The following is a 24,212-nucleotide window of genomic DNA, read 5'->3' as shown; positions in this document are numbered from 1 at the left end:
CATCGACCGTCACTTGTGCCGCGTGAGGTGATAGGAAATAAATATGAAACATCAGCCTTCAACTCTAGCGCGCCACTCATCGGGGATACCGCCTGCTGCTGCGTCAAATGCGCCGCTGTGTTCGGCTAAAACTGCTCATCCTACTCATATAAATCCTATGGATAACCCTCGTCTTTATTTTACGCGTACGGCGCTATTTCGGGCATTGACCACCAGTTTGGTTGGCTTTGGGGTCAGTATTGCTATCGCGCCTAGTGCTCTTGCCGCCACTGATTTAAATAATAATACGGCCAATAATGCAAGCAGCAGCCAACTTATCAAAAATAGTGGCAATGATGCGACCACTGCACAGCCGCAACGACAATCGCAGCCACCAACGCCAAAACCGCCTTCCAATTCTTCGGCTCAGTCCTCGTCTAAACGAGCACTTTCTAAAGATGCCTATGAGGACAGCCAGCTTGATATTGCTTTGGACGCCTTACGTCTAAAAAAAGCCGTTGAAGAAGGTATTATCGATCAATCGGTATTGGATGATTATAGCGAGCAGAACTTAGGTATTAAAAATCCTAACAAAAACGCCACCGCGCAAGCAAATAACACGGATAAGTCCCAGTTATCAAATAATGATATCGATAGTATTAATGACTTTGCTAGTGCTATCGGTAATGGCATAGATAGTCTAGGCAACAACCAAGCATTTGACAGCAATGAAAACTTAGAGCAGCAAGTTAATAGCGTGCAGCAACAAGGCTATCAGATGATGACGGCTGACGAGATTGATCGCGAGCTGGCGGCGATGGATAAGCAAAACGCTCAAGATATCGGCAATATCACTCAAAGTAATGCCGTTAATAATATCGATGGTATGCGTTATGACGACAATGACTTTCAAGCTTTAGATGGCGCATTTGATGCGCCTGTTGCAAGGTTAGACGATAGCACGCCGCCAATTGGGCTCGATGTGAGTTTAGATGCTACCAATTTACCAGCACCGAGCAATCTTGAAACCTTGGGTAGAAATGAGGCCGCTGCTAAGCAGGCGGAGACAGATGATGTGATGTCGCGTCCTATTGACGTCAGCGATTCGGTTGCTAGTGGCACTGGCGATAGCGCGACTAGTGTGGACATGGATAGTGGGATAGAAAATGCCCAGTCAGACAGCATCAATCCTGATGATTATTTGCCTATTTATGAAAACGATGTCAATGCGGTAAAAGAAAGTATCGAACAAGCGGCGAAACCCAAACCGATAGCACGTAATAAAAAAGGCAATATTGTTAAGCGTCTGTATAATCGCTTTTTTAAAGGTGGCGTCGTCACCCTACCGCATGTTGAGACGACCATTTATTTGCAACAAGCCGCAGCAGATAATTTAAACGATAATAGCAAAAACAACGCTCAAAACAGTACAAGGAATGCTAAACCAAAATTAACCAAAGCTGACGATGATATTCAGCCCTTTAAGAATATCAAAGCCGCTATTGATGACACCACTGTGCAGTCTGTGGTTGATTACACTGCTGCGCTGCCGCGTCTACGCCAGAGCGCCTTAGATGCTGCCAAAGCCGTCGGCTACTATGATGTGACCCTACGTTTGCGCCAACCAAATACCGATACCATTGATGTCATTATTGAAAAGTTGGGTGAGCCGGTACGCGTTGATAGCCGCATTGTTGACATTCGCGGCGAGGGCAGCGAGCAAGAAGAGTTTGCCAAGTTAGAAGAAGATTTGCCGCCACAAGAGGGCGATATTTTTAATCACCGCGTTTATAAAGACAGTAAGGCGGCGCTTGAGTCCCTCAGTGATACCTATGGTTACTTTGATCAATATTGGCTCAACAAATCGGTCGATATTATCTTGCCCGACAATACCGCCGATGTGTCGCTGGTTTACAATACGGGTGATCGTTACAAGTTTGATGAAGTGGTGTTTTTTACTTATGATCAAGAGTCGGGTACGCTGACCCGCGATCCTGAAAAGCTACCGGTTGAGTTGTCGTTATTAAAGCAGCTGGTCGGCTTTGAAGAAGGCGAGCCATTTTATCGTCCGGCCGTGACCAAGTTTAGTAACGATTTATCGGCAACCCGCTATTTTAATACTGTCAACGTCGAGACGATTTTGCCGCCAGATGAGCGCACAGAAAGCAGTACTTTAGCCTTTGATAATACGCCTAATAGCAGTAGTACTGATACTACCGATGACGACTTCGATAGCAATAATATCGAGCAAAATGAGACAGTCATTAACGAAAATGACGCTGAGCGTTACGCCACTAGCGGTGAGACGGTCAATCCAGCCGATATCGCTGCCATCGAGTTTGAAGCCGATGAAGAAACCTTGAGTAAACTGCAAGCCATTAGACAAAAAGCTGAGCGTTTAAGCCGTCTGCCGGATGATCGCGTCTTGGATGAAAAAGACCAAAAAGCCACTAGTATTTTGGGTAAAATCAGCGACTCTATCAGTAATGTCGCACAAAAAATCTTCCCTGATGAAGAAAATATCCTTGCCGATGAAAACTTCGTCCCGCCAACGCTTGCTGGACGCAAAACCCCGCAGGACGTGTTAGAAAACAAAAAAGTGCCGCTGTACGTCTTTGTTTCGGCAAACAAACCACGTGATGCCCAAGTTGGTCTCGGTTATGGTACCGATACTGGGGTGCGCGCCACTGCCAAGATAGATTATAATTTGATCAATCGTAAAGGCTATCAAGCAGGGGTGGAAACCGAAGTTTCGCGCATTACCAAAAATGTCGCCGTGTATGGCAGTCGACCATGGAAGCATCCGCTAAACGATAAATTGGATGCCCGTTTGACCTACGAAGAAGAGGTTATCGATCAAGGCGAAGGTAATTTTGACTTATCTACCCGAACCTTAAAAGCAGCATTGGCGCGTAATATCCGCCGTGAAAATGGCTGGGATCGTAGCTACTCTGTACGCTACCGTTTAGATGAGTTAGAAACTGGCGTCGATGAGGAAGAATTAGACAATCTGCCAGTGCGCTTTACTTCCTCGAAACCGACGCAGCACGCTTTGTTATTTGGTTATGGTATGAGCAAAACAGACGTCGATAATGCTGCCAATCCTACCCGCGGGTTCCGTCAGTATTATGCGCTTGAAGCAGGTTCAGAAAGTCTGCTAAGTGATACCGATATGGCAATTTTACGCGCGGGTGTGAGCGGTCTTTATAGCTTCGGGGCTGACGATAAACACCAAGTGCTGGGCAGTTTAAATACCGGTTATATTTGGGCGGATGATTTTTACGAAGTGCCTTATAAACTGCGCTTCTTTGCTGGCGGCGATCAAAGTATTCGCGGTTATGATTACGAAAGCCTATCACCGATTGAGAAAGGCTATCTCACCGGCGGACAAATCCTCGCAGTCGGCAGTGCTGAATATAACTATGAGTTTAGACCAGGTTTCCGCGGCGCAGTCTTTACCGATGTCGGTAATGCCTATGACAAAGATTTTGAAACCGATACCAAAGTTGGCGTCGGCGTCGGTATCCGCTGGGCGTCGCCGGTTGGTGTGGTACGTGTCGATGTTGCTGCTGGCGTGACGGAAGATAGCATCCCTGTTAGACTGCATCTGTTTATCGGGTCGCCTTTATAAATGGCTGCTATAAGTACGCCTAACACGAGTGCTTATAGCAGTCTTGATAAAAACGCAAAAACCGCCTTATTTTTCATTCTAGCGCTTGCTGGTAAACCTTCTTTAACATAGCTGAGTGTCATGTTGACCAAAAATACCCCGCCAAATAAGCCCTCGGATGAAGATCCAGCACAGCGCGATGCCCGCGCTGTTAGACGTTGGTTTCCCCTGTCTTTTTTGCTCAAATTAACGGTTCTTATTTTGATTGTACTGGCGATTATGTTCGCCATATTTTTATATGCGGTCGGTACTGAGTCGGGCACAAAGTTCATTTTAGAAAAAATCAGTGCTGAAACGGGAGTTAAGTTTAAATACGGTCGGGGTAATCTGCGCGATGGTATTTGGGTCAGCGATATCGATATCAACGCCACCGAAGACCTTGAGATATTGGTCGATAAAGCTTATGTCAAAATAGGCTGGCGCGCAGTATTTGCCAAAGAAGTGCATCTGCGTGATGCCGACATTCAAACCATTGAGATTATCAATAATAAGCCACCTACGGGCGAGCCGTTTGATTATCGAACGCTTAGCTTGCCAGTCAATTTGCGCTTTGATCAAGCAAAAATAAAAACCATTATTTATAAACAAGTCACCAAAGACCCTATCGTCGTGCATGATATCGAAGCGCGAGATTTGACTTGGGTTGGTAGCGTGGTGAACGTCGGGCGCGGCAAATTGCAGTATGCGGATATTGTAAAAGTCAGCGCTTTAAAAGGTCAGGCAGATTTACAAGGCGACTATCCTTTAGATTTGAGCGGAATTGTCGAGGTAAGTGCGTTAGAAAAAGCCTATATCGACCCGTTAAATATCACCGCAACCGGTACGCTAAAACGTACCGTTGGTAAAGTCCGTAGCCGTTATAACGACAGCGATGTCAGCGGTGATTTTGTGGTGCAGGGCCTAGATGAAGGTTCGCCGTTTCAAGCGAAACTTAAATGGGACGATATTTTAATTCCTTATGCCGATAGCCAAAATATCCACCTAAAAAGCGGCATGGCGACCGCGTCGGGCGTCATCTCGGAGATACGTCTGCGTATCAATACCGAGCTGACCGCCAAAGATATCCCATCGGGTCACTATCAAGGTCGCGGTATTATCGCCAACAGTCAGCTGCGCGTTGATCGTTTGGATGCGCAAGTACCAGCAGGCAATTTGACATTGCAAGGTATTTTGGACTGGAAAGAGAGTTTTGATGCGGTAGTCCGCGCCACGGGCAGTAATTTTGATATTCGTCAGGCGATTCCAGATGAATATGCCGACTTTAAACCCTATGCGCCGCAAAAGCTCAATGGTCGCTTATCGGTACATTATCAGCATAAAAATAAAAATGGCAATCTAGAGATGGATGCAGATTTGCGTCAGCGCGATGGCGAGCATCTCAATGCCAACATCGTGCGCGGCAAAACGCCTGCTCGTGGTCGCAGCGCCAATGCTAAGCAAGTCACGCCTTGGTATATCGACGCCAAGTGGCAAAATTTGGTACGCCGCAATTTGCCTAATATCGGTAATGTCGACAGTCCAAGCGGACAAGCCAATGTTATTATCCGCGGCTCGAATTTATCGGTCGATGGCAAAGCGGTAATTAATGAGTTAAATGTCGCCCCTAAAGGCAACTACGATGTGCGCGTGCGTAAAGCCGGCGACGTGATTAATATCAACCGTCTTAATTACAAAGGTATAGTAGGCGACCTATCTGGTACAGGGCAGATTCAACTGGCCAGTAAAAAACGCCCGCTAACGTGGCAAATTGATGCGCGTACCAATGGCTTATTACCCAAAAAATATCGTAGTGACTTACCGCTTGAGCGCTTAACAGGGCATATCAATGCGCGCGGGCGCATGCTCAATATCAGTAAAAACCGTGTCAAAGGTCAGCGCCATATTATTAGCTTTACTAATACCGATTTAAAAGCAAACCTCGATGCCAGCCAAGATAGCCGCGCTATTGGTATCACGGGCAGCGGTGATGCTAGCGTTGATATTATCGGCGGCGAGCTGTCTGTTTTTGATGCTCGTTTTGATGGTCACATTGATACCGCTGACGTACCAAAGGGCAGCTTATCGATTGATGCTGCTGGTACGCCAAAGCTGATTCGTATTCGTAAACTCAACTATAACGGTGAAGCCGGCGCAGTAAAAGCGAACGGTGTCATTGACTTACGTCAAAACATTGGCTGGACAGTCGATGGCCGCTTTGACAAATTTAACCTTGGCTATTTTTTACCCAATAATGCCGCCATTATCACTGGTGATTTAAAAACCAGCGGTGTGTGGCAAACGCCGCCAAAGAACCAAGCTAATGCTAACGCAAAGGGTAAGCTGAAAAACTTTGCGGTGAAATTTGATGGTGTATTAGATGCTGAGCAACTGCCAGCCGGTAAACTTAGCATTGACGCCAGTGGTGACGCACAGCTGATTCGTATCAAGCGTTTCCGCCATGTCGGCGCCGCAGGTAGTATCGATGCCAATGGTACGGTCGATGTGCGTAAAGGTATCGCTTGGGATGTTAAGGCGGTGATGAATCGCTTTAACTTGGGTTATTTCTTTAAAGATATCCCAAGTACCATCACTGGCACTATTGATACCGATGGGCGCTGGGGTGACAATCAGCAAATCGTTAATATCAAACAAGTTAACCTAAGTGGCGTGCTAAAAGGCCAGCCGCTCAGTGCCAAAGGTAGTCTGGCGGCGAAGCTGCGCCTACCAAAAGACTTGGGCAGTTATTTTAAACGCTTACAAGCACAGGATGCACAGGCACAGTATCAGCAAGTTAATGCGCTAATCGATAGCTTAAATGCCAATAATTTGGTGCTACGTTGGGGCGACAATTATCTTACTGCTAATGGCAATGCTAAGCAGCTACAAGCTAAGATTAATATCACCAGTCTTGACCAGCTATCAGATAAGCTTGCTGGTAAAGTGACGGGAGGCGCAACCTTGTCGCAGCCGGAAGGACAGGCGCTGCCCACGATTTATATCGACTTGGTTGGTGAGCGACTAGCGCTACCGGGCTTTATTTTGCGTCAAGGTCGTATCCGCGGTAAGCTGGTCAATTTGGCCAATAGCCCAAGCCAGCTTATTATTAGCGCCGAAGGTTTGGATGCGGCAGGTCAGAGCTTTAAAAAGGTCAATGCCACTTTTAATGGCACTGAGCAGGCGCATGTGGTCATTCTTGAAGTGGCAAATGATGAACTTGCTATCGGCGCTCGACTTAAGGGTGGCTTTAATCGCGATAAGCTCAGCTGGTCAGGGGTGATTGGTAAAGGGCGTATCAAATCAAAATATGCGACGTTAAACCAACTACAACCTGCGCAGTTGATTGTCAATTTACCCAAAAAGCAGGGTAATAATTCTACCGACTTAAAAGTGCAGCTTGCCGCCCACTGTTGGCAGGCGACCGACCAAACGGGCAAGCTGTGTTTACGTGAGAATCTCATTGCTTCACCAGCGGCAGGTCAAGTCAATGTAGCGGTACAAAACTTGGATACTTCACTATTCTCGGTCTTTTTACCCAAAGATATCGATTGGCAAGCGAAAATTAATGGTAAAGCTATCGTCGGTTGGCAACGTGGTCGTCCGCCGACGATCAATACCACGCTGTATTCTGACAACGGCAAAATCGGCTTGATGCAAGATGGCGATAGTCAGCCGGTTACCTTGCCTTATAAGCGCGTGTCGGTCATTGCTTTGTCGGTCCCTGAAGGCATCAAACTGCGCACGGACATCAATACTGGTCGCGGTGCGCGTGGCTATGCTGAGGTTATCGTTGACCCTTATAAAACACCGAAACCTATCTCGGGTGCGCTGGTGCTCAATGAGCTGAATTTGGCAGTGTTTAAGCCTTTCTTCCCCGGTATGCGCGTGCTCGAAGGTAATATCACTATGGCAGGTGGTTTGGGTGGGACGCTCGATAAACCACAGTTTTATGGCGATGTGAAATTGGCAGATGGCCGTATTGCGATGCTTGATTTACCTATCAACTTAAGAAAAGTCAATGTCGATGCCAAAATTCGTGGTACGCAGGCGAATATCGACGGCACTTTTAATAGTGGTACCGGTACGGGCAAGCTGACTGGTACGGTAAATTGGCAACAAAAACTGCAAGCTAAGCTCAGCATCATTGGCGAGCGTTTGGTATTGACCCAGCCGCCATTATTGTTGGCTGAGATTAACCCTGATATCGACATTATTGTGCGTCCAGGTGACCGTTATGTCAATATTACTGGCGCGGTCAGTGTGCCGTCAGCGACCATTCGTCCACCAGAAGCTAGTGAAGATATCATTACCCAAACCGAAGATGCGGTGGTGCTTGATCGCCGTTTGATTGGTAATATTGATGAGGTTTTAGCGATTTCAAAACCTTGGTCAATCAATGCCGACATCGGTATTGACTTGGGCGATGACATCAATTTCCGCGGCTTTGGTGCGGTGATTCCGTTAGCAGGGGCGATTAATGTCACCCAAAATGGCACAGGCGTTATGCGCGCCAAAGGCGTCGTGCAGGTTTCTCGTCGTACCAATGTCAATATTTTTGGTCAGAGCTTAGAGCTGAATTACGGTCAAGTGCGTTTTAATGGCGATGTGATGAAACCAAATCTGAGCATTGAGGCGGTGAAAACCATCAGCGGTAAGACCGTCGGCGTACGCGTTAAAGGCAATACAGAAAATCCAAATATTATCGTCTTTAACAATGCTGGCTTAACCCAGCAGCAAGCGATGAATGCCTTGATAACGGGTCGTATTAATAATAAGAGCGCGACGCAAATCAGTGAGCAAGGCTTTAAATCGCAGGTGACCAATAACCTTGCGGCGGCGGGACTAAGCTTTGGGCTGAGTGGCACGCGCAATCTGACCAACCAGATAGGCCAAGCGTTTGGCTTCCAAAGCTTAACCGTTGATGCGTCAGGCAGCAGTGATGACACCAACGTCAACGTCACCGGTTATGTAACCCCTGATTTGTATATTCGCTACGGAGTCGGAGTGTTTAATGCACAAAATAGCCTATCTATCCGTTATCAGCTAACGCGCCGCATTTATGTCGAAGCAACTTCAGCGGCGGAAAACGCGGTCGATGTGGTTTATAGTTGGCAGTTCTAAGCACTTAAGCTTTTAATAGCCTTACTATACTGTCGATTTTTAAGTCGCTTGTTAGTAGTTCATTTAATGCAATAAAAAACGCCTTTATTAAAAGGCGTTTTTTTATGCGGTGAGCAGTTGATTTATTTGGTTAAAATTAAGCGGTTATTGCGCGTTAAGCGTAAGCGATATTCTTCGCCTTCGTGCTCGATACGCACTTCTTTGGTTAGCGCAAATAGGTGCTGCGACTGTAGCGTAGGCAAACGGTTTTCGCGGCAGTTTAAATAACGAGAGATGACCATGCTCATAGTAAATTCCTTTTGATAAAATAATTAAAAATAAGGCAGTGGGGTAAAGTAAGTCATTAACGATAATAATTATCATTTACATTGAAAGCTTTTGCAAGCTATTTGATAAAATAAATCACAGTTATTATGTAAACTTATATAAAGCAGCATTTACAAAAGCTATAAATCAAAACAGTCGTACCATTATAAAGGGCAATAGAATGAGCAGTTATTTAGAGAATTCAAGCAAAAATTCGTTCGCTAAAAATGAGGCAAGGGCCCATAAACCACTAAAAATCGTCAATGTTGCGGTGGCGGTCATTTATTATCAGCATCAGTATTTGCTCGGCTTCAGAAATGCATCGCAGCATCAAGGTAATCGTTATGAGTTTGTAGGCGGCAAGATAGATGCTAATGAAACCGCTCAGCAAGCGCTGATACGCGAAGTGGCTGAAGAGACGGGCATTGATATCGCAAATAATACTGCGGTGAAACTCGGTCGGCTGCATCATGACTATGGTGATAAGCAGGTATGTTTGCAGGTTTACAAGGTAGCACTAAGTGCGCAGCAGTATGAACAGCATAGACATTGCCAGCAGGGATTGGAGGGTCAAGCATTAACTTGGGTGGATAAATCGAAGTTATTGGCAGGAGATTATCAACTGCCAGCCGCTAATAAAACCATTCTTGCATGGTTGCGCTTACCACAACAGATAGCAATTACTTATCCATTGGCACACTTTAACGACGCGGCTGATCCAGCAGCAGCTTGGCTACAGTTTCATGCAGCGCATTTGGCGCATGATGCTTGGGTTTATGTCCGTCCAAAAGCCATGGATGCAGATAATAATATAGCGCAGTTATTACGCTTGCGTGCAGATATACAGGCGATTGTACCAGCTGAATTTGAAAGCGACCAAGCACATAAGCAAGCTATAAACCATCAAATCGTCGCAAAGCAGTTAACCCAGACGCAGCTTATACGCGGCTTAAGCGATATTAATAACGATGTTCACCAAAGCAAAAATGCAATTCACGACGGTTTATTAAACTATCCACTGATTGTAAGTTGTCATGACGTCGAAAGTGTCGCTGCCGCTAATAAGTTGGCGCATAGACGTTTAGAGCAACAATTATCACCCGTTATCGGTATTTTTCTATCGCCAGTTTTAGCAACCCAAACCCATCCTGATGTCGAGCCACTTGGCTGGCAAGCGTGGTCGATATTAGCAGAATTAGCCGATATACCAGTGATTGGCTTAGGTGGTTTATCGCCAGCAATGAGGGCTCAAGCAGAGCAGTATGGCGGCATTGCTGTTGCTGGCATTCGTCAGTTTTTACGGTAATTTTTAACATGGTCTTTATAGTATTTGAGAGTATATTTTAGGCCAATAATTAACCAAAATATGAAAGGTAAATCAAAAACTGAAAGCAAATGTAAGGCCATACAAGAGTGAGGTTTAATGGGGGCAAACCACTGATTTTAAATCTATTTTTACACAAGGTAACCATGTATTGCTTGTATGGCGTAAATACAGAATTACTTACAAACCGTTGCGTTTTCCTACATTGCTACACTGTTTTGCTTAGCCCTTTGCCATTACTATAAACCTGCAAATTACCAAAGGGCGCAGAATCAGTTTGTTAAGGGCAATTCATCTAGCAACTTTTTATCCAATCACTTGCTATTTAACCAATTGCTATCCACCCACTTCTTATCTATCGTGATTTTATTCATCACAGCGCCACTGAAAGGTATAGTAAATATAAGTAATCCAGTATTTAATTTTCACTCATCTGTCTTTTGTATTTAAAGTGATTGTTGAGCATTATTTATACTGAGTTAATCGCTATAAAATTTGATAAATGAAAAATTTTAACTAACACTATTAATAAATGGTACTCCTATGAAAACCAATAAGTTACCTAAGTCAGCATGGCCTGATTCGCAGGCAGCTGGTTCTCAATCACAGCAGACTAAATCAAGTCAGCATTATCTTGATAAAAACTATTTAAAAAAAGGTTATCGCAAGACAGATAATACGTCACAATCGAGTGATGCCAGCAATGATGCTAGCTATCACAATGATAGCGCGAACGATATGCCAGTAGGCGATGTCACCCTAAAGGCATCAGCAACAGATAATGAATTTGTCTATAAAAAGAGTGGACAAAACGCGCCTAAAGCCGCAAAGTCTGTATTGATTGATAGCAGCAATCACGATCAAAATAACCATAATACAAGTTTTAAAAGCACTCAAGATTTGCAAAGCAATAGTTTTCAAAATGGCGGCGGATACAAAAAAGCGCCTGCTTATAAGAAAGTGCAAAAAACTACTGATATCAATACTACCGATATCAATATTGATGCTGCTGTAGACATCTCAGCGAAAAGCTTAAATGGTAATACTAAATCCAATAAGTCTATTACTGCTGAAACTGTTGATACAGACGACGGCAATGAAGATATGGGTTTACCAACAATACCAGAGCGTATATTTATGAATGGACTTATCAAGCATACAGGTATTGCTCTAGCAATTATTATCCCATTGGCTGCGTTCTCAGCCTATGCGGCAACACCGCCTGTCAATACCGCGGCTAAAGCTGGGGTGACAGCGAACGCAACAACGGCTAAAACCGTCACAGAGACGTTATCCATTAAGCCAAATGCAATTATCTATAAATCTGCTAGCGTACCAACCACAGTTGATAGCGTTGATCTCAAAAAATATGCCGGCACTTGGTATGAGATAGGTCGTTTACCGATGTATTTCCAGCGCAACTGTGCCAGTGATGTGACGGCGACTTATATTGAAAAAACTGACGGTTCAGGCATTAAGGTGTTTAATCAATGTAAAGCGCAAGATGGTTCAGCCATTACCGCAGAAGGCTTAGCTAAACCTGCTGATGCTTCGGGTAGTAAATTAAAAGTTACTTTTTTACCGTCGTGGATTCGCTGGTTGCCTGTTGGCCGCGCCGATTATTGGGTACTTGCTCGTGATGCAGATTACAAAACGGCATTGGTTGGCACGCCAGATAAAGATTATCTGTGGTTACTGGCTCGTTCGCCGAATGTTAGCCAAGAGACCTATGCAAAATATCGCCAAATTGCCCAAAAGCAGGGCTACGATTTAAAAGAATTTAAACTTACCCTGCAGACCAATCAGACGGTAAAGTTGGTTCCTTAAGTTTTTCATAACCATACATGGCATAACCATATAAGTATTTTATAATTATCATATTTTTGTTTGATTTATCGTTAATTGATAATAGAGCAGCAGCGCAAGCTGCCTTTATTTTTATGCAGTAACTTATAAAGCTATGAAAAACGCGATAAGTACGTCAAATTCGGTTATCACTAGCAAAATAGGGCGTTTTAGGCTAGAATCTACCTTATCTAAAGACGGTTACGATAAAGACTGTAACGCTAGTTAGTGATAGTTACTATTGCCAATCACTACCGCCAAAGTCGAGCATGACCGTTTTAATATCGTTATTTAAACAATGATGACCTATCTATTTATATTTCTTCCTACTTTTCTGCTACCTAATTACTGACCAAAAGGATGTTTCTCGTGAGCAACGCTGATACCTTACGCCAATTACATCAAGACCATTTGAGCAATTATAACCAACAAGAGCAACAAGCCATCGAGCTTATGGGCTTATTAAATAAGCTTTATAATGAGCAAGATGTGCAAGTGACATTGTTTGGTGATACGCTAGATACAACCTCTGTGGGTCAAATACTGGCATTGCATCAAAAAGTCGCGCTGCGTGATAAAGGTGCTAAACCTATCGCTGTCGCGGATACTTTAGCGATGGTTAAAACGCTTGCAGAGAATAAAGACATCCAAGCGGCGCGTATCGATGTTGGTCAATTGATTGCTAATGACAGTGATTTACAAGCGGCATTAGAGTCTGTTAACAACAATAACGCTGCAAGCAATGGCGCAACGGATGTGGTGCTATACGGTTTTGGCCGTATTGGTCGTATCTTAACGCGTCTTTTATTGTCACAAGCGTCAAGCGCTAAAGGCTTACAGCTAAAAGCCATTGTGGTGCGTCCAGCAGCAGCGGGCGATCTGGCTAAGCGTGCTTCATTGCTTGAGCGTGATTCAATCCATGGTAGCTTCGCTGGTGGCGTCGTTGTCGATGATGAAAACAATGGTTTGATTATCAATGGCCGCTTTGTACAAGTCATTTATGCCAAAGACCCAAGCGAGATTGACTATACGGCTTATGGTATCAACGATGCATTGGTCATCGATAATACTGGCATCTGGAAAGATGAAGACGGTCTTGGCAAGCATTTGCAATCGACTGGCGTGAAAAAAGTATTGCTAACGGCTCCTGCTGGCGGTGAGATTAAAAACGTCGTTTATGGCGTCAATAACGATACGGTCGGCGATGACACTATCGTCAGTGCAGCGAGCTGTACGACCAACGCGATTACCCCAACGCTCAAAGTTTTAAATGATGAGTACGGTATTGAGAATGGTCACGTAGAAACTATTCACTCGTTCACCAACGATCAAAACTTAATTGATAACTATCATAAAGCTGATCGCCGTGGCCGCAGCGCGGTATTGAATATGGTTATCACCAGTACTGGTGCAGCAAAAGCGGTCGGTAAAGCCCTACCAGAGCTTAGCGGTAAATTGACGGGTAATGCGATTCGTGTACCAACGCCAAACGTTAGCTTAGCGATTTTGAACTTAAACCTTAAAACGGCGCCAGCCAGTGCCGATGCGTTAAATGAGTTCATGCGTAAGGTGTCTAATAGCAGTCAGTGGCAAACTCAGATCGCTTATACAGATTCTACCGAAGCGGTATCAACTGATTTTGTTGGTGATACGCATGTCGGTATCGTCGATGCGCAAGCGACTATTTTGACAGACAATCATGCTATCGTTTATATTTGGTACGATAACGAAGTCGGCTATAGCACGCAGGTATTACGTTTGGCCACGCAAATGGCTGGCATCAGCTATGCGCAAATTCCAGCGTAAAAATTTGCACAGCTGCTATCTTAGCCGTTTGTATTTAGATAAAATGCTAAGGCAAAATAGCGGGACGAAAGTAAGTTTTATCCTAGATAAATCGGTGTAAATTATTAACGGCAGTATTCAAACACCCGATAGTCCGAATGGTTATCGGGTGTTGTTGTCATGCTAAATGCTAAGCGTGGTATGACATTTTAGTAAATGCCGTTTTAAAGAAGATTTTATATTTTTTTAAGTTATTCATAACTACCAAACATATAGCTACCACCTAAAATACAGTCGCTGACTGTAAGTTGATAAACGAGATGGTAAATAAAGGAACGAAAGATGCGATTTATTGATGAAGCCGTCGTAACGGTAAAAGCAGGTGACGGTGGTAACGGAATCGCCAGTTTTCGCCGAGAAAAGTATGTCCCACGTGGTGGCCCTGACGGTGGTGATGGCGGTAAGGGCGGCGATGTCTATGTCATTGCCGATGACAATACCAACACCTTAGTTGACTACCGTTATACCCGTCGTTATGACGCCATGCGCGGTGAAAACGGTCATAGTAAGAACTGTTCGGGTAAAGGCTCTGACGATATTTATTTGCCGGTTCCTATTGGTACGACCGTGGTTGATACCGAAACCGACGAAGTATTAGGCGATTTGATTGAAATTGGTCAAACGTTACTGATTGCCAAAGGCGGCGACGGTGGTCTGGGTAATACCCATTTTAAAAGCTCGACCAACCAAGCACCGCGCAAAGCCACTTCAGGTTTTGAAGGCGAGTTAAAGGTGCTGAAGTTTGAGCTAAAAGTAGTCGCTGATGTTGGTCTGATTGGTTTACCTAACGCGGGCAAATCAACCTTTATCCGTCAGGTATCTGCCGCCAAACCTAAGGTTGCCGATTATCCCTTTACCACCTTAGTACCAAACTTAGGCGTGGTTGATATCGGTCGTCACCGCTCATTTGTGATGGCAGATATTCCGGGTTTAATTGAAGGCGCCTCAGAAGGCGCAGGACTTGGCATTCGTTTTTTAAAGCATGTCGCTCGCACGCGCCGTCTGTTACACTTGGTCGATGTAAAACCGATCGATGGCAGCGACCCAGTAGAAAACGCGCGCGTGATTTTAAATGAGCTTGAGCGTTTCTCACCTGAATTGGCCAATTTGCCACAGATTTTGGTGCTAAATAAAATTGATCAGGTTGCCGAAGAAGACTTAAACGAGCTTTGTACCCATATCGTGGCTGAGCTTGGTTGGACGGGTATGGTATTTCGTACCGCAACCTTGACCGGTGAAGGCGTTGATGCGATTAAGTACCATTTGATGAATGAGATCGAGCGCGAGCGTGAGCGTGAACTCGAAGATCCGATTTTTGCTGAAGCCCAAAAAGAGCGTTTTGAGCGCTTAGAAGCAGAAGTTCGTTTGAATACCGAAGCGCAGCGTGAAGCCTATCGTGCGGCTCGTAAAGCAGCGCGTGAAGGTACCAATTTAGACGACGATGACGATTTCGATGATGGCGTCGAAGTGGTATACGTTCCTTAATATACCTGCGCTTAAATGTATTTAAGGTTAAATTGGCAAAAGCTAATGTTTCGTTTTTTAAATAGGTGTGCGTACAGTTCTAATATTATCCACGTAATTCATTTACCCTAGCAACAGGAGTTTATATGGCAGTTGACATAGAGAACACGACAGAAGAAGCAAGGTTTGTTAAGCAAGCTCGCAACTTTGATATTCGGCGCGTTATTGTCAAGATTGGCTCATCGCTATTAACCAATAATGGACGAGGGCTTGATCGAACTGCCATTTACGAATGGGCAAAGCAGATTGCCAAATTGCATAAGCAAGGTGTGGAAGTATTGCTAGTGTCGTCAGGTGCGGTTGCTGAAGGCGTGGTGCGGATGAATCTGGACGAGCGCCCAAGGAAACTGGCGGCGCTACAAGCTTGTGCGTCCATCGGACAGATGGGCTTGATTGAAACCTGGTGGTCAGCATTGATTCAGCATGGTATTCAAAGCTCGCAGCTGTTATTGACTCATGATGATTTGTCTAATCGTAGTCGCTATTTAAATACCACGGGCGCATTGACGCAGTTATTAGAATGGCGCGTGCTGCCCGTAATCAATGAAAACGATACCATTACCATTGATGAGATTAAGTTCGGCGATAATGACACCTTAGGCGCGATGGCAGCGGCGATGGTCAATGCCGATTTATACATTATTTTGACCGATCAAGAAGGCGTCTTTACCGATAATCCGCGTAACAATCCGAATGCCAAGATGATTCGCCAAGAGCGCGCGATGGCCGATTATTTATTTGATATCGCTGGCGATGGCGGTAAACTTGGTCGCGGCGGTATGCTGACGAAAATTCGTGCTGGACGCTTGGCTGCTATGGGCGGCTGTCCAACGGTTATTGTCAGTGGCGCTATCGACGATGTGATTACGCGCGTGGTATCTGGCGAAGCCGTTGGTACGTTATTGACTACTAATGATGCCGATAAAATCATTGCTCGTAAACAGTGGCTAGCGGCGCATTTGCGCATGTCAGGTACGCTCATTGTAGACGCTGGGGCTGCAAAAGCGGTTGTCGAACATCACAAGAGCTTATTGCCAGTTGGCGTCGTCGAGGTCCGCGGTGATTTTGATGAAGGTGATGTGGTAGAGATTGTCAATCAAGACACGGGCGAGCGTATCGCTGTTGGTCAAGTAAACTTCTCATCGCGTGACGCTTGCCGCGTGGCTCGCGAGCGTACAGAGCAGTTTGATAGAATCCTTGGTAACAAGGAAGAGCGTGTGGTCATGGTACATCGCGACAATTTAGCGTTAACCGTGTAGTTATACCCCTTTAATCGGTAGGTGTTCTCAAAGCTTAATAGTAAATGGTATTTAATATAAAGAAGCTGATATCAAATAATTATGAAGCTTTTTAGGATTAAATGCCGCTATCTATGCATTATAAGCGTTTATTAATCTTTTCTTTCACTTATTTTATCTTGCCCTGTTATTTATTTTATTGAATATAGGGCTGTTTTGGAGAGTTGTACATGAGTGCTTCAGACAGTAACCATGCGCTTGAGCAGAACTTTGCGCCTTTAAAAAACGATAGATTGCTACGAGCACTCCGCTTTGAGCCCATAGATACCACGCCAGTATGGATGATGCGTCAAGCCGGTCGTTATTTACCAGAATATAAAGCCACTCGCGCTGAAGCCGGTGACTTTATGAGCCTATGTAAAGATACGGCGCGTGCGACCGAAGTCACTTTGCAGCCGCTGCGCCGTTATGACTTGGACGCCGCAATTTTATTTAGTGATATTTTGACCATTCCTGATGCCATGGGGCTAGGACTGTATTTTGAAACGGGCGAGGGTCCGAAGTTTAAGCATCCGATTCGTACGCAAGCGGATTTAGACAGATTGCCGGTACTCGATATGAATGACTCGCTTGATTATGTCATGCGCGCGGTGACGAGCATTCGTAAAGCACTAAACGGACAAGTGCCGTTATTCGGCTTTTCGGGTAGCCCTTGGACGCTAGCGACTTATATGATTGAAGGCGGCAGCTCGAAAGATTACCGCTATACTAAAGGTTTCTTATATAGCAATCCGGAGTTTTTACATCAATTATTAGATAAATTGGCAACGTCAGTGATTGATTATTTGGATGCGCAAGTGGTTGCTGGCGCACAAATTTTGCAGATATTTGACAGCTGGGGCGGGGCGCTTGGTCATCGTCAGTTTGTGAATTTCTCGCATGCCTATAACAAGCGTATTGTCGCTGAGCTAAAGGTACGTCATCCAGAAATCCCAGTCGTACTATTTACCAAAGGCGGTGGATTGTGGCTTGATGTGCAAGCGGATAGTGAGGCCGATGCGCTAGGTCTAGACTGGACGATGCCTATTGATCGCGCCCGTCAAGTATTGACAGAAAGTCAGCGCCAATTGACCAAGCAACATAAAAAGCTACAAAGCAGCAAAGCCATTCAGGGTAATTTAGACCCCGCAACCTTGTACGGCTCGCCTGCAACTATCCGTGCTGAAGTCAATGCGATGCTCGATAGCGCTTACGCCAGTGGCGAAAAAACCGGCTATGTGGCAAACTTAGGTCACGGTATTACCCAGTGGGTCAATCCTGATAATGCCAAAGTCTTTATCGATGCGGTACATGATTACAAAATTTAAGTTATAAAATTTAATATCGTTAATTATTAAAAAATCAACGTTTAAAAGCGCTAGTAATAGCGCTTATATTTAGAAGCGACAAGGTTTAACTTTGATGTAGAGCTTATCTCTATCTAAATATTTACGCATTAAAAGAAAAAGGAATATCTTATGATTTCAGCAGCGATTGTCGGCGGCACAGGCTATACAGGTATTGAGCTGATTCGCTTATTGTCTGCCCACCCTGAAGTGTCTATTGATTTGCTAACCTCGCGTAGCGAAGCTGGCACCCGCGCTGATGAGATATTCCCAAGTTTACGCGGTATCTCAGATATCATCTTTAGCGACTTGGGCGATGAGACACTTGCTACCTTACAAAAATGCGACGTGGTGTTTTTTGCCACCCCGCATGGCGTGGCGATGAAGCAAGCTGAGGCGTTAACGGCAGCGGGCGTTAAAGTTATTGATTTGGCGGCGGATTTTCGCTTGCAATCATTAGCAGATTTTGAGCATTGGTATCAGCAAGCGCATGCCTGTCCTGAATTGTTAAAGACAGCCGTTTATGGCTTACCTGAAATCAATCGAGAAAAATTGGCCGATGCATTAGTTGTCGGTAACCCTGGCTGCTATCCAACTACCGCTATTTTGGGCTTAAAACCTATTATCGATGCGCAAAACCAGCAAGCCGAAAGGCTGGTTGAGTCGCGTATCGTTATCGATGCAAAATCTGGCGTTTCGGGCGCGGGTCGGCAAGCGAAGCTTGCGCTTAACTATGCGGAAACCACCGATAATTTTAAAGCGTATAGCGTCGAGGGTCATCGGCATTTACCAGAGATTGAGCAGGGTGTTGCTCAATTATTAGAAAGTCAGTTTGGCCATCGTATTCGTTTTTTACCGCATCTAGTGCCAATGATACGCGGCATGCTGAGCTCTATTCATTTAGAGCTTACCGAAGCAGGCGCTGCTATCGATTGGCAGCAAATGTTTGAGACAAGCTATGCGGCAGAGCCGTTTGTCGATGTGATGCCAAAGGGGCTTTATCCCGATACGCGCAGCGTGCGAGCCAGTAATCGTTTGCGTATTGGTATTCACCAAGACAATGCGCGTGCTGAGCTGACGGTGATTGTTGTTCAGGACAATTTGGTGAAAGGTGCCGCTGGGCAAGCAGTACAAAATATGAATGTGATGTTTGGTTTCGATGAATCGATGGGCTTAGACTTTGCCCCTATCGTTCCTTAAAGATGTCTAGCCATTAACAAATCCCTCATATTTATGGTGCTAGGTATTGATTATAAATTCCGCTATAATAACCTGCCTTTACTGTTAAGAGATATCGTCTAAATGCGTTTGAAGAGTGCACCACGCCTTTGCCAACAGCCTGCACGAGTATTGTGCCAAGACTCTGTTTCCTATGATGTGGGGCACGATGCGCATCTCTCTTATTCTCATTACCAACAGAGTCATGCACTGATAAATAGCCCTATTATTAGCAGCCCGCTTATTAGTAATAAGCAACGAGGCGCTTCTACCTTAGTATTGGCATTATTCGTGGTGACGGTATTGGTGACCGCTGGAGTTGGACTGGCATTTGGTCATAAACTTGGCTATCAGCGCGGCTATTATTCGATGCAGGCAGAAACTCAGCAAGCGGTGATTACCAGTAAAGAAGCCACGCAAGAGCTAAAAGATTTACGCCTTAGCAGCAAAATTGCCACCAATGAAGCAGCTACTGCTAAGCAAGAGTTAGAAATAAGTTTGGCAAATTTAAAAGAGCTACGTGAAAACCAACAGGAATTGACGGTTGAAAATAAACAATTAGCCCAACTTAAAGAGATATATGCCGAGCTTGTTAGTGAAAATGGCGGCATGCCTTTACAAATACTTGGGGCAAAAATTAAACCTTTGCCTGAAAACGCTTTTGAGTATGGCTTTGATGTGGCAATGCTGGCCAGCGACGGCAAAGCTAAGCGCTTAAAACCTACTTTAACCTTGCTAAATGATAATGACTTTGTAGAAGTGCCGCTTGAGCCTGCAAGTTATACCATCGATGGCATAACGCGAATCCGCGGCCGCTTTATGATGCCAACAGGCTTTAAACCTTTGCAAGTGAAATTAAGCTTAAGCGCAGGCGGACAAGAATTGGAGCAATTATACGACTGGAAGCTTGGTGATAAGGTTGATAGCATGCCGTTGTCACTTCTAGATTTGCCAGAAGTTGATGAAAGCCCCATTGAACCTTAAGTTTTTGATATTTTATTGAATTTTATTTTATTGAATTTTAGATTTTTAATGTATTAATACTTTCTTGTCATATGCTAAGTGATAGCTAGACAGGTCTGCTACTCTTTTTAATCCTCTTTATGCTGATACAGCATCGCTATTAATTTGTACGCTAATTATGATAAAACAACCGATATTACATTCAACGCCAACCGTTGCCGATTGGCATTTCCCAAATACGCCGCTGCGTCTAGCGCAAGATGGTGATACCGAGGGCGAAACTTCACCGCAAGCCGATGTATTGGTCGCTGAGCCAGAAGTAGCAAAACCGCCGATGTATGCAGTGGTCATGTATAACGATAACTACACGCCGATGGAGTTTGTCGTCTATGTGCTGCAATCAGAGTTTCGTCATAGTATGGATAGGGCGGTTGAAATTATGCTGACCATTCATAATAGTAGCAAGGGTATTGCGGGCATTTATCCAAAAGACATTGCTGAAACCAAAGCCAAAAAAGTCAATAGCTTGGCGCACCGTGAAGGCTATCCTTTATTGACTCAAATCGAGCCGCATCAGGGTGAGTAATTTTTTAGCCTATTTTGTCTTAAGTTTTCTCTAATTTCGGTTGATTCTACTCACCTTTTTATTTCTTACCTTTTTATTTATGACAAGAACTCTGCCGTAGAGCAAACCTGCTGTATTAGCCAATGGTTTGCGCTAGCCTGTTGATTGACTTGATTCCTGCCTTTTTAAATTTATTGTCACTCCTTTAATTCTCTTTTATCAATCTTCCTAGCTTTGCATTTTCTGCTTGATTTTTTTTTCATATCACCCATATATTAAAGTATACCCTTGTACACTTAATCGTATTAAACCCCACATTTTTTCATATCGTTTTAGCACCTTTTATCTCTATTCTATTCAACCGTTACTTTCGAAAACTTACGCTCGAAGTGTTTTTTGCCTATTTGTCGCTTTAATACTGCACAATAAAGGTTTATTGGACACTTCGATACATTTTAGTCAGCGTTAAAAGATTGACTATGGTTAAGTATCATGTTGAGATAAAGGTAAGACGCAAATAGTACTCAAGCCATGGAAGACATCATTCAATAATATGCAGTAATGTCTGTTAATAATCCCAACATTGCCCTTGAACAATCCATCTATCGCCCTGATTTAGTTACTAACTCATTCATAAAGCTATCAATAATAAGATAGGTACAACCGTAGGAAGTCCTTATGTTAAGTCGTCATCTTGAAGTTTCTTTGCGTTTAGCAATGACACTTGCGCGCCAAAAATCGCATGAGTATCTCACTGTTGAACATCTGCTATTGGCGTTATTGGAAAATACCAATGCTGCCAATACGTTGACTGCTTGCAATGCCAATGTCTCAACGTTGCGTAGTGAGCTAGAAGCTTATATCAATAAGCATACGCCAACCGTGGACGCAGATTCTGAACAATCACCACAACCCACCCAGAGCTTTGACCGCATTTTGCAGCGTGCTATTTTCCACGTGCAGTCTATTGGTGGCGGGCGTTTAGTTGAAGGTTCTGATATTTTGGTATCGATGTTTTCAGAGCATGATACTTATGCCGTTTATTTGCTTAAAAAGCAGGGCATCAGCCGCCTTGAGCTGACCCAGTATTTATCACATGGTCAAGACAAAGACGAGCCATCTGAGCCACGTGCTTCAATGACTGGTGAGCGCCGTAGTGCATCAGAAAAAACCAGTAAAGATCCTTTGGTTGAATTTGCAACCAACTTAAACCAGCGCGCCGCTGAAGGTAAAACTGACCCACTAATCGGTCGTGGTCCTGAGATTGAGCGCGCCGCTCAAGTATTATGCCGTCGCCGTAAAAATAACCCGCTATTGGTGGGTGAGCCAGGTGTGGGTAAAACCTCGATTGCTGAAGGTTTGGCGTGGTTGATTATTAATGATAAAGCACCAAAACCGCTTAATGGTTGTGTGATTTATAGCCTAGATATCGGCTCATTAATCGCTGGTACTAAGTATCGCGGGGATTTTGAAAAACGGATGAAATCACTACTTGATGCGTTAAAGAAAAAACCCAATGCGATTTTGTTTATCGATGAGATTCATATGATTATTGGCGCAGGCTCGTCAATGAGTAGCAATATGGACGTCTCAAACTTAATCAAACCAGCACTTGCCAATGGTGAGCTGCGCTGTATTGGTTCAACAACCTTTACTGAATATCGTCAGGTGTTTGAAAAAGACCATGCCTTGTCACGCCGTTTCCAAAAGATTGATGTGAAAGAACCAAGTGTCGATGACAGTATCGATATTTTACGTGGGTTGAAACCGCGTTATGAAGAGTTCCATAACGTCGAATATACCGATGAAGCTTTGGTAACTGCTGTACAATTATCAGCAAAACACATTCACGAGCGCTTTTTACCCGATAAAGCCATCGATGTCATCGATGAAGCGGGTGCTTATAAGCGTTTGGGTATCGTCGCGGATTTGGACGATATTGATGCTGAAGAAAGCTTTATTGCCAATTTAGAACAAGACTTTGATGCGCAAATCGATGCCGATGAAGAAGGTCTTGGGGGTGATGCTGACGATGACAGCTTTGATACAACAAGCACTTCCAATGAAATGCAAGAGGAAGCAGATACGGCAAAAGCCAATGATCGTGCGAGTGGGTCTAAAAAATCTAAAGGCAAACGCGCACCGATAAAAATCGATGTTGCTGATATCGAAGCCATCATTGCTAAGCTTGCGCGTATTCCGCCCAAATCCGTATCAAGTGATGATAAGAGCATTCTTGAGCATTTAGATCGTGATCTTAAGCACTTGGTCTTTGGCCAAGATGAAGCGATTGAAACCTTGGCGGATGCGATTAAACTGTCGCGTGCCGGTCTAAAAGCGCCGGATAAACCAATTGGCTCATTTATGTTTGCTGGTCCAACCGGGGTTGGTAAAACAGAAGTATCGCGTCAATTAGCAAACTTATTAGGTGTTGAGTTGGTTCGCTTTGATATGTCGGAGTACATGGAAGCGCATACGGCGTCACGTCTGATTGGTGCGCCTCCCGGTTATGTTGGTTATGACCAAGGCGGTTTGCTGACTGAAAAAATCAATCAGCATCCACATTGCGTATTGTTACTTGATGAAATCGAAAAAGCACACCCTGATGTCTTTAACTTGTTATTACAAGTCATGGATCATGGTACTTTGACCGATAACAACGGCCGCGTGGCTATCTTTAAGCAAGTGATCGTCATTATGACGACCAACGTTGGCGCTGAAAGTATTAGCCGCTCTTCGATGGGCTTCACGCAGCAAGACCACAGCCGCGACAATACAGAAGCGCTCAAACGCGTCTTTACCCCTGAATTCCGTAACCGTTTGGATGCGATTATTCAGTTCAACGCCTTAGATACGTCGGTCGTCGTCTCTGTGGTCGATAAGTTCTTGGTTGAGCTACAAGTACAGCTCGATGACAAGCAAGTGACGCTCGAGATTGACGATGAAGTCCGTGATTACTTGGCGGAGAAAGGCTATGATCGCCTCATGGGTGCGCGTCCTATGCAGCGCCTTATTCAAGACGAGATCAAAAAGCCACTCGCAAGTATGATTTTGTTTGGCGACTTGGTAAACGGCGGGGTAGTCCATCTAAGCTTAGAACCAAAAGAAGCCAATGAGCAAGACGGTGATACGGTTAAGCTTGATAAAACTAGCGGTAAATCTTCGGATAAAGGTTCAGCCGACAGTCGTATTATCTTAACGGTCGTTGAAACCCATGAGCCGCATCCAGATTCTGAGTCACTAGCTAGCTAAG

At 44.5% G+C, this 24,212-nt stretch carries 12 protein-coding genes and 2 pseudogenes; 13 read left to right on the top strand and 1 reads right to left on the bottom strand.

What is annotated here, in order from left to right; translation table 11 throughout:
• The first annotated feature begins 43 nt into the window (after nt 1-43).
• Together AB8P72_RS09330 and AB8P72_RS09325 are read left to right on the top strand one after the other, a co-directional pair.
• The gene (locus tag AB8P72_RS09330) at nt 44-3,610 is read left to right on the top strand and encodes an autotransporter assembly complex family protein (RefSeq protein WP_068404532.1); all 3,567 of its coding nucleotides are present in this window, start codon (nt 44-46) and stop codon (nt 3,608-3,610) included.
• Between the two features lie 120 nt (nt 3,611-3,730).
• Nucleotides 3,731-8,746 carry a translocation/assembly module TamB domain-containing protein gene (locus AB8P72_RS09325; protein ID WP_305935470.1) on the top strand — a complete coding sequence of 1,672 codons (5,016 nt, stop codon included), beginning with the start codon at nt 3,731-3,733 and terminating at the stop codon, nt 8,744-8,746.
• A gap of 122 nt (nt 8,747-8,868) precedes the next feature.
• Here AB8P72_RS09325 and hemP read toward each other — a convergent pair whose 3' ends face one another.
• Nucleotides 8,869-9,027, bottom strand: coding sequence for a hemin uptake protein HemP (hemP, locus tag AB8P72_RS09320; RefSeq protein WP_227672156.1), 159 nt, complete (start codon nt 9,025-9,027; stop codon nt 8,869-8,871).
• A gap of 206 nt (nt 9,028-9,233) precedes the next feature.
• Between hemP and AB8P72_RS09315 the strand changes: the two genes are divergently transcribed.
• The 11 genes and pseudogenes from AB8P72_RS09315 to AB8P72_RS09265 all read left to right on the top strand — a co-directional run.
• Nucleotides 9,234-10,358, top strand: coding sequence for an NUDIX domain-containing protein (locus tag AB8P72_RS09315; protein ID WP_369957668.1), 1,125 nt, complete (start codon nt 9,234-9,236; stop codon nt 10,356-10,358).
• Between the two features lie 561 nt (nt 10,359-10,919).
• Nucleotides 10,920-12,203, top strand: a complete 1,284-nt coding sequence (locus tag AB8P72_RS09310; RefSeq protein WP_305935472.1) for a lipocalin family protein — start codon at nt 10,920-10,922, stop codon at nt 12,201-12,203.
• A 378-nt stretch (nt 12,204-12,581) separates the two neighbouring features.
• Nucleotides 12,582-14,027 (top strand): glyceraldehyde-3-phosphate dehydrogenase, encoded by a 1,446-nt coding sequence (locus AB8P72_RS09305; RefSeq protein ID WP_201591664.1) that lies wholly within the window; start codon nt 12,582-12,584, stop codon nt 14,025-14,027.
• Nucleotides 14,028-14,348: 321 nt separating this feature from the next.
• Entirely contained in the window at nt 14,349-15,551 is a 1,203-nt protein-coding gene (gene cgtA / locus AB8P72_RS09300) for an Obg family GTPase CgtA (RefSeq protein WP_068404524.1), read from the top strand.
• Between the two features lie 125 nt (nt 15,552-15,676).
• Entirely contained in the window at nt 15,677-16,849 is a 1,173-nt protein-coding gene (proB, locus tag AB8P72_RS09295) for a glutamate 5-kinase (protein ID WP_068404522.1), read from the top strand.
• 209 nt (nt 16,850-17,058) lie between these two features.
• The gene (gene hemE / locus AB8P72_RS09290; RefSeq protein ID WP_068404521.1) at nt 17,059-18,195 is read left to right on the top strand and encodes a uroporphyrinogen decarboxylase; all 1,137 of its coding nucleotides are present in this window, start codon (nt 17,059-17,061) and stop codon (nt 18,193-18,195) included.
• A gap of 150 nt (nt 18,196-18,345) precedes the next feature.
• Complete coding sequence (gene argC, locus AB8P72_RS09285) at nt 18,346-19,413, top strand: N-acetyl-gamma-glutamyl-phosphate reductase (RefSeq protein ID WP_305935473.1); 1,068 nt, start codon at nt 18,346-18,348, stop codon at nt 19,411-19,413.
• A 102-nt stretch (nt 19,414-19,515) separates the two neighbouring features.
• On the top strand, nt 19,516-20,415 hold the full coding sequence (locus AB8P72_RS09280; protein ID WP_305935474.1) for a hypothetical protein: 900 nt from the start codon (nt 19,516-19,518) through the stop codon (nt 20,413-20,415).
• A 157-nt stretch (nt 20,416-20,572) separates the two neighbouring features.
• Nucleotides 20,573-20,980, top strand: a complete 408-nt coding sequence (locus AB8P72_RS09275) for an ATP-dependent Clp protease adaptor ClpS (RefSeq protein WP_305935475.1) — start codon at nt 20,573-20,575, stop codon at nt 20,978-20,980.
• A gap of 657 nt (nt 20,981-21,637) precedes the next feature.
• Nucleotides 21,638-21,763 (top strand): annotated as a pseudogene (locus tag AB8P72_RS09270) (Clp protease N-terminal domain-containing protein); the annotation flags it as partial.
• Nucleotides 21,764-22,159: 396 nt separating this feature from the next.
• A pseudogene (locus AB8P72_RS09265) lies at nt 22,160-24,211 on the top strand (AAA family ATPase); the annotation flags it as partial.
• Between the last annotated feature and the right edge of the window lies 1 nt (nt 24,212).

Source organism: Psychrobacter sp. CLB018 (genome assembly GCF_041222815.1).
In the GTDB taxonomy this organism is placed as follows: Bacteria; Pseudomonadota; Gammaproteobacteria; order Pseudomonadales; family Moraxellaceae; genus Psychrobacter; species Psychrobacter faecalis.
The sequence above is the reverse complement of the archived record's forward strand: the minus strand, read 5'-3'. Positions and strand labels throughout refer to the sequence as shown.